This is a genomic window from Bradyrhizobium sp. Mp27, assembly GCF_029953005.1.
GTDB classification, from domain to species: Bacteria; Pseudomonadota; Alphaproteobacteria; order Rhizobiales; family Xanthobacteraceae; genus Bradyrhizobium; species Bradyrhizobium barranii.
In genome coordinates this window covers 1-399 of sequence record NZ_JASAUS010000664.1, presented here as the reverse complement: position 1 = coordinate 399, position 399 = coordinate 1, and the positions used below count along the sequence as shown (strand labels likewise).

Genomic DNA, 399 nt, shown 5'->3' with positions numbered 1-399 from the left:
TGGCGGTCATTTCGAGGCGACGCGCGAGCGCGTAGCGGCGAGGGAGGGACCGATCCTCGTCCTCCATGACACGACGGAATTCAGCCTCAAGCGCGAGAAGCCGGATCTGATCGGCTTTACGGGCAAGACGGCAGGACGCACGCAGTGCGGCATCCTGATGCATTCGAGTCTCGCCGTGACGACCGAGGGGCTTCCGCTAGGACTGTCGGCAATCAAGTTCTGGACCCGCAAGAAGTTCAAGGGGACGACGGCGCTGAAGCGAAGGATCAATCCGACACACGGGTGCCGATCGAGAGCTATGGCGGAATCTGGGTGATGACGGTGTGAGGAAGGCGGCGTATCGAGGCGGGTGACGAGCCTGCCAGAACCTCTCGAGGAGAGCGATACGCCATGACCGAG

Annotated in this window: 1 pseudogene; it reads left to right on the top strand. The window is 62.4% G+C overall.

Annotated features, from left to right (window positions below):
• Window positions 1–316: pseudogene (locus QJT78_RS52220) on the top strand (hypothetical protein); the annotation flags it as partial.
• Window positions 317–399 lie beyond the last annotated feature (83 nt).